This is a genomic window from Mesorhizobium sp. M1348 (assembly GCF_040317925.1).
Lineage (GTDB): Bacteria > Pseudomonadota > Alphaproteobacteria > Rhizobiales > Rhizobiaceae > Mesorhizobium.
On sequence record NZ_JAMYLH010000068.1, the window covers coordinates 1 to 6,329 of the forward strand.

The 6,329-nt window shown below is 60.7% G+C and carries 5 protein-coding genes; 1 reads left to right on the forward strand and 4 read right to left on the reverse strand.

The window, feature by feature from the left end; translation table 11 throughout:
* The first annotated feature begins 65 nt into the window (after positions 1-65).
* On the forward strand, positions 66-1,004 hold the full coding sequence (locus NKH13_RS35355) for an ArdC family protein (protein ID WP_352917460.1): 939 nt from the start codon (positions 66-68) through the stop codon (positions 1,002-1,004).
* Here NKH13_RS35355 and NKH13_RS35360 read toward each other — a convergent pair.
* From NKH13_RS35360 to NKH13_RS35375, 4 genes are read right to left on the reverse strand one after another with little or no spacing between them, the layout of a single operon-like run.
* The gene (locus NKH13_RS35360; protein ID WP_352917462.1) at positions 988-1,437 is read right to left on the reverse strand and encodes a hypothetical protein; all 450 of its coding nucleotides are present in this window, start codon (positions 1,435-1,437) and stop codon (positions 988-990) included. The two genes, NKH13_RS35355 and NKH13_RS35360, sit on opposite strands and share 17 nt — an antisense overlap.
* The gene (locus NKH13_RS35365) at positions 1,424-3,250 is read right to left on the reverse strand and encodes a site-specific integrase (protein ID WP_352917464.1); all 1,827 of its coding nucleotides are present in this window, start codon (positions 3,248-3,250) and stop codon (positions 1,424-1,426) included. Before NKH13_RS35365 ends, NKH13_RS35360 begins: the two co-directional genes overlap by 14 nt.
* The gene (locus NKH13_RS35370; protein WP_352917466.1) at positions 3,247-5,031 is read right to left on the reverse strand and encodes a site-specific integrase; all 1,785 of its coding nucleotides are present in this window, start codon (positions 5,029-5,031) and stop codon (positions 3,247-3,249) included. The genes NKH13_RS35365 and NKH13_RS35370 overlap by 4 nt, the downstream gene beginning before the upstream one ends.
* Positions 5,031-6,170, reverse strand: a complete 1,140-nt coding sequence (locus tag NKH13_RS35375) for a tyrosine-type recombinase/integrase (RefSeq protein WP_352917468.1) — start codon at positions 6,168-6,170, stop codon at positions 5,031-5,033. The genes NKH13_RS35370 and NKH13_RS35375 overlap by 1 nt, the downstream gene beginning before the upstream one ends.
* Between the last annotated feature and the right edge of the window lie 159 nt (positions 6,171-6,329).

Sequence of the window (6,329 nt, forward strand, 5' to 3'; positions counted from 1 at the left end):
CACGAGTTAGGTTTCATCGCAAGTGTCCTCCTTGTCGCGACGCCTGTTGCTGGGAGGGCCTGACCATGGCTTCTCTCGATCGCGCGGATGTCTACGCCCGCATAACAGCCGAGATTGTTGCGGCTATCGAAGCCGGCGCCGGCGAGTATGTCATGCCTTGGCACCACAACGGCTCCGCGACGGCGCGGCCCGTCAACGTCGCCTCCGGCAAGGCCTATCGGGGCGTGAACACACTCGCCTTGTGGGTCGCGGCGCAAAGCGCCGCGTATCCAACAGGCCTCTGGGGAACCTATCGGCAGTGGCAGGCGCTTGGCGCTCAGGTGCGTAAAGGCGAGCGCTCCACGACGGTCGTTTTCTGGAAGCAGATCGGCGGTGACGGTGACGAGGATGACAGCGGTTCGGATGATGGAGCGGAGCGCCGCCGCTTCTTTGCTCGCGGCTATTCCGTGTTCAACTGCGCGCAGGTCGATGGCTACGAGCCGGAACCTATTGCTGCGCACTCAGAAGAAGAACGCGTCGCCCGGTACAGACATCAAGCTGACCGACAATGTGTTCGGCCGCATGCCGATGCTTTCTACGCCAACCTTGGCATCAATACCGTCTATGGCGGCAATGAAGCCTATTATTTGCCATCGGCTGATCGGGTGCATCTCCCAAGTTTCAGTTCATTCAGGGATGCTGCCTCTCATTATAGTGTGCTTTTTCATGAAGGGCTCCATGCAACGGCAGCAAAGCATCGACTTGACCGCGATCTATCCGGACGGTTCGGCTCCGAGGCCTATGCCATGGAGGAGATTATTGCCCAGGTGGGGTCATCGATGATCCTTGCAGACCTCGGTATTGTGGCGGGTCCTCGACCTGATGACGCCTCGTACATCTCAAGTTGGTTAAAGGTCCTGCGCAATGACTCTTCCGCTATCTTCACCGCCGCCAGCAAGGCTCAACAGGCGGCCGACTGGATGCATGCCCGGCAACCATCCAGCCAGGTCAGCGCAGCGGCCTGACAGACAGTTCAGCGGCGGGCGCCGTTGCCGCTCGCCGCTGCAATGAAGCCAGTTGCGCTTCGGCAACCCTTGCTCTGTGCAGAAGGGAAAGGTTCTCGGTCGCCAACTTGCGTTTTTCTTCGGCGTGCCGACGGGCGTCCGATCGCAGGAGCGCAATTTCTGCTCCCATCTCTTGCACTCTTGCAGCCAGATCCTTGGCCGGCCCCGGTGCCTGCGAAGCTGCCTCGATTTCATCGAGGATGTCGCGGTGGGTCGTGTAGAGCGGATTGCGGCTCTTGCCTGCCTCCCGCGCAACGGAAGCCGGATTGATCCGTACCACTCGGCCCTGATGATTAGGGTGGCGTCCTTCGCCGCGGGCCAGACGGGCAAGAGCCGCGCGATAGGCACGAGCGGCGGACGTTGTTGACGCGGATGGCGGATCAGATGTGCTCATCATCTCCTCCGATCTTGTTCAACACGTTTTCGCATTGGTTGATCGCTTCTGTGAGAACGGCGGCGGTCATCGGATTGGCGCCCGGCATCAAGGCCTCATTGCGGGCTCGCCGGTCCCGCCAATACGGCGCATGACGCGCCTCGATCACCATGTTGGCGCACTCCAGGCAGACCGATGGGCTCCGGCCTGCCTCGCTCGGCGCAACTTCGCCGCCGCATCGGCTGGTTTCCGACTGGAAGACACACCAGCCGTAGTCACAGGCATGGATCCGCAGGTCCGTTTCCTTCAGCACGAACTCTATGTAATCGCGCCTCACTTGCTCGCCGGCGCGTCCCCGGAAGCGCGCGTTGCCCGCGGCAATCCGTTCGCCCATCCGTCCCGCGAGCCGGTCGCTCACCAACAGCCTTTCCAGTGCTGTCGCTGTCTCTTCGCGGCTTTCATGGTTGACGAGCTGATGAAGATCGAAGTCGCTGCCGACATATCCGCGCGCGGTCATCGCGACCGACGCGTGCTTGTAATGCTCGGCCAGACCGAGGAGCTGCGATCGGTCTTTACGCGCGATGAAGCGCGCGAAGGTTTTGCGGAACTGGTGAGTGCTGAAGGGCCAAGGTTTTCCTTCATGCAATGGCACTCCGACATGACGGGCAAAGTCATTGATCCGCCAGCCGATGTGCATCTGGGTGACCGGTACGATCTCGCCGTACTGCGTATTTTTCACAAGGAACAGCTCGCGCTTGCCAGACACCTCCCGGAACGGCGCGCTCAATTGCTCGAGCAGCTTGACCGCTGTCACGACAGGTTCTGGAGCGATCCAGCGCTCCGCCCGCCCGCCATGCTGGTCGACGGTCTTGAAGAGCCTGGCCACGACATAGGCCTGCTTGACGCCGGTTTCGCCGATGGCGCGGAACTCGATTGCGCCAACCTCCATCGAGAGGATTTCGCTCACGCGCATGCCGACGAAGCCGGCAATGACGATATAGCAGGCCTCGACCAGGTGATTGGCGGCATGGCGGACCGCATAGGCGCCCAACAAGGGTTCGCCTGCCGGCCCCGCCAATGCGGCACGGGCTAAGGCGCTACGGACAAAATGCGATGGGCCGCGACGATGGCGCTGTGTCAATCCAAAGGCCCGCGCTTCGCGACGGATGGTTTCCGCTTTCACGATCGTCGGACCATGCTCTTCGACCCACTGCAAGGCGATGTTCAGCAGGGAGATCGCGATGGCGTCGGGGATGAAGGGGATCGCACCTCTCGTTGCCGGCGTCAGTCCCGCCGCTTCGTAGGTTGTTTCCTGTGGTAGAGGATCGATCAACGGTGCATCTTCGAGCTTTGCGCGTTGCCGATAAAGGTCCTTCAGCACCACCATGTAATTGACAATGGTGTTGGCGGTAATGGGCTTTCCGCTGTATCCGGGCCGCGTCAAAAGCCAGGCCCGCAACCGCTCCACCGCCGCAGCATCGATGCTGCTGAACGTCTCCAGTCCATCTATCGCCATCCACCTGATCATGGTTTTCAGGTTGATGCTCTTGCTCTGCACCGAGCTTGCCGACAGTCGTTTTCGACCTGTGGGCGGATTGACGGTCATGGACCAGAGGAACTGCTTTGCCGCAACGTGGAGGGCAATCCAGGCCTTTGTGCTGATCAGCGCTTCCTTCGGTACCGGCAGCAGCCAGCCTATTCTGTTCTGATCGGCGCGACGACCAGCCGTTCGGATATCAAGCAGCCATTCGTCGTCGCCAAAGCGGCTCTTCGGCGACACCGCTGCATCCATCCACGTTGCTATCGAGGTAGTCTTATCAAGACGCGCTTTCATTCAATCACCGGCAAAGCTGGCGCCGTCATGCCTGACGCTGCAAGGTGCAGTTCGGGAGAGAAGCGGGACAGGATGTCGTTCTCGAGGATTTCCAGTTTCGGTGCATAGAGGAGCCTCCAACGGTCTGGCGCCAATGTCTTGCGCGCAGCAACGAGGGCGTCCCGGGTGGACAGCAAGCGCGCCAAAACGTCCGGATCGAGCGGGATCACGGCGTTCGGGCAGGTGAAGCAGCCAAGCCAGGCCGTGCAAAGACGTCCTGCCTTCTGACCTTCTACGACACCTGCCAGAGGATCGCTGCAGGTGAACCCTGCAGCGGTGGCGTGTCTGGCGTCGATCACCTGCGTGTCGAGTTCGATGTGCTTATGGCTGCCATCCGCGCCTCGAACAACGTCGATGAAGCGGGCCTGAAGATTGCCGATGACCCGTTCTTGCGCCCTGCGTGCAATCGGCCGATCGACATATCGCTGCGTCGTGTCTGGCGTAGAGTGATTGGCGAGTATCTGGGTTTTCAGGATATCGTGCCCAAGCGCCTCATGCGCCAGTGTAAGTCCCGTTGTGCGCAATGCCGCTAGGGTCAATGCAAGAGGCGCGCCGCTCTCATCAGCAAGACCATGGCGCTGGGCGAACAGTCGAACATGTTTGCTCATCAGATAGTCGGGAATCAGCTTGATCGCCCGTGTGCCGTTTATGCTTGCCGCCAGGAACAGCCGATCGTGATCTTTCGCTGGGACATGCGACAGCAGTGGTGCTGTCATCGCCAGAACGCGGTCGATCAGGTTCGGCACTGAGAGGCTCTTGTCGCGTAGGAAGCTGCGACGTTGCATGCGATTGGAACGGCCTTTCGACCAGGTCATGACCTCGCGTCCATCGAGCAGCAGATGCTCGCTCATGCAGTCCCGCCGCATCTCGCGAAGTGCCTCTGGGTTCGCATAGCTCTGCGCTCCGATAGCGATCATGTAGGGAATGAGCGTTTCGGGCAGGGTATGAAGATAGCTGGCGAGCTTTGGGGTCCCGCCATGCCTGAGCGCTGCGAAGTAAAGCCGCCACCGGCCCGCACCCCTTTCCAATGTGACGTTCTGCGGAGGAACGACGCCGCCATAATGCTCAACGATGACAGCAAGCATCACGCCGAGATCGTCGAGATCGAGGCGGCTAAGATCGTGCTCCCGCGCGATGGCCTTGCGATCGACCTGCGAGAGCAGGGCTTGTCCTGTTTGGAAAGTCGACCAGCTCTCCTCGATGTCTCTCCTGGCCGCGACTAGCACCGCTTCTATTTCCGATCGGGTCAAGGCGTCGCGAGGGCGCGTCTCTGCGTTTTTCCTTGGGAAGGCGTTGAACGGGATCTCAAGATTTGGTGCAACTAGCCTTGGCCAGTTCCGCTTCAACCAACGGACCATTTGCTTGAGCTGCGACCAGGCGGCGTGACGCGTGCTTTTTGCCCATGACTTGGCATTGAGCCATGCGATGAACGATCTTAACACGTCCGAGGTGACCTCGCGCATTGAGACGAGAGAGGGCATTCGCTCATCCAGGAACCCGAACCAGCGACGGAGTATGTGGAAGGCGCCCCTGCGTGTTGCGGCGCTGTGGCCCGCATGATGCTGTCGGAAGGCGAGTGCTATTTCGGCCGCGACCCCAGGCCTGTTGCGATAGACCGAGAAGTCGAAGCTGCGCTCCAGCTTGCCGTCGGGATCAAGGAAGTTGACGATCAGAGAACCGGGCACGCCCGCCAGCGGTACCGGTGATGGCGCGAGCCGATAATCCTTGCGCCGCCGGGCCATCACAGAAGAGCCTCATACAGCTCATCGACCGATGCCTCCACAAAAGTAAGATCGGTTGCCAGAACGCGCAAATAAATTGCGGTCGTGGTGAGGTCGGCATGCCCCAGGATCACCTGGAGGGTCAGGAGGGGATTGAGCTCCGGCTCGTGCTGTGCCCGCCGTTGCAGGAACCGGAGCATCGCCGTTGCGAAGGTGTGGCGCAACGCATGAAAGCTCGCGGTGACACCTTCGGCAGCCGCAGCTGCCGCGAACATTGCACCGATGCGCCGCGGACTGATCGCGCGTCCGGATTCCGTAAGGAAGACCGCGTCCGGTTCCCTATAGTCGCCATGTCGCGATCGCGCACGCCGGACAATGATGGTGCGCTCTTCACGCATATAGGTGCGTGTCCGATCGACCAGAGGCGATGGTGGATAAACGGTCCGCGGCTTGCCACCCTTGGTCTCCTCGATCTTGATGGCTGTCAGGGCATCCGAGTTGGATCGCGGAATCGCCCGTTGTCCCAATCCGGCGACTTCCATCCGGCGCATGCCTGTGGCGACGGCCCATTCAACGATCAGTCGGTCGCGTGATCCCAAATTGGCCATTACACGCCGCAGCATGGCTGGCGAAAGCGGCCTGGGAAGCGTCGGCGTATGTCGGACAGTCAATTCGTTGACGACCTGCTGTCCGCCTGTCGCGTCAACGTGCGCAAGAAAGCCTTGCGGCCGGCTCCGCGACAAGGCCAGTTCGCTCGCAGTGAACGGAGCATTTTCGGTCAGGCCAGCATTGACACACCATCGGTAGAACAGAGCGAGCGTTCTGATCCGGCCATTGATGGTGCTCCGTGCAAACGCTCGCCTCGTATGATCGCTGCGACCGGAGAGCATTCGATCGCGGTAGGCAGCGATTTCCGCCACCCCGATCACATTCCAGGCCCACTCATTGGCTTCGAGCGTCTGCCACCAGTCGTAGAGAACCTCGCCGTAAGTCCGCCACGTCTGGATGCTGCGCGTCCGTCCTCTCACGAGGGCAACATGCAATAACCAGGCACAGGCTGGTTCAACCAGCCGCATCTCGCGATCGAGCAGCATCGGAACGTGCGGCCGAGGAATACCGTTCGGCGCAAAGTCATCGGTGGTGAACAGCAGCTCTGCCAAACAGGTCTCCAATTCGGGCGACCCGCCGCTTTGCGGGGACAGGCCCTCGGGCCCGTCCCCGCAAAGCGGCGGAACAGCGTCCTACAAGTGAAAGACTGTCCTGATTCCAGTGCGGGAAGATGACAGAAAGGACGCGATAAAGATGGGACCTAACACGAG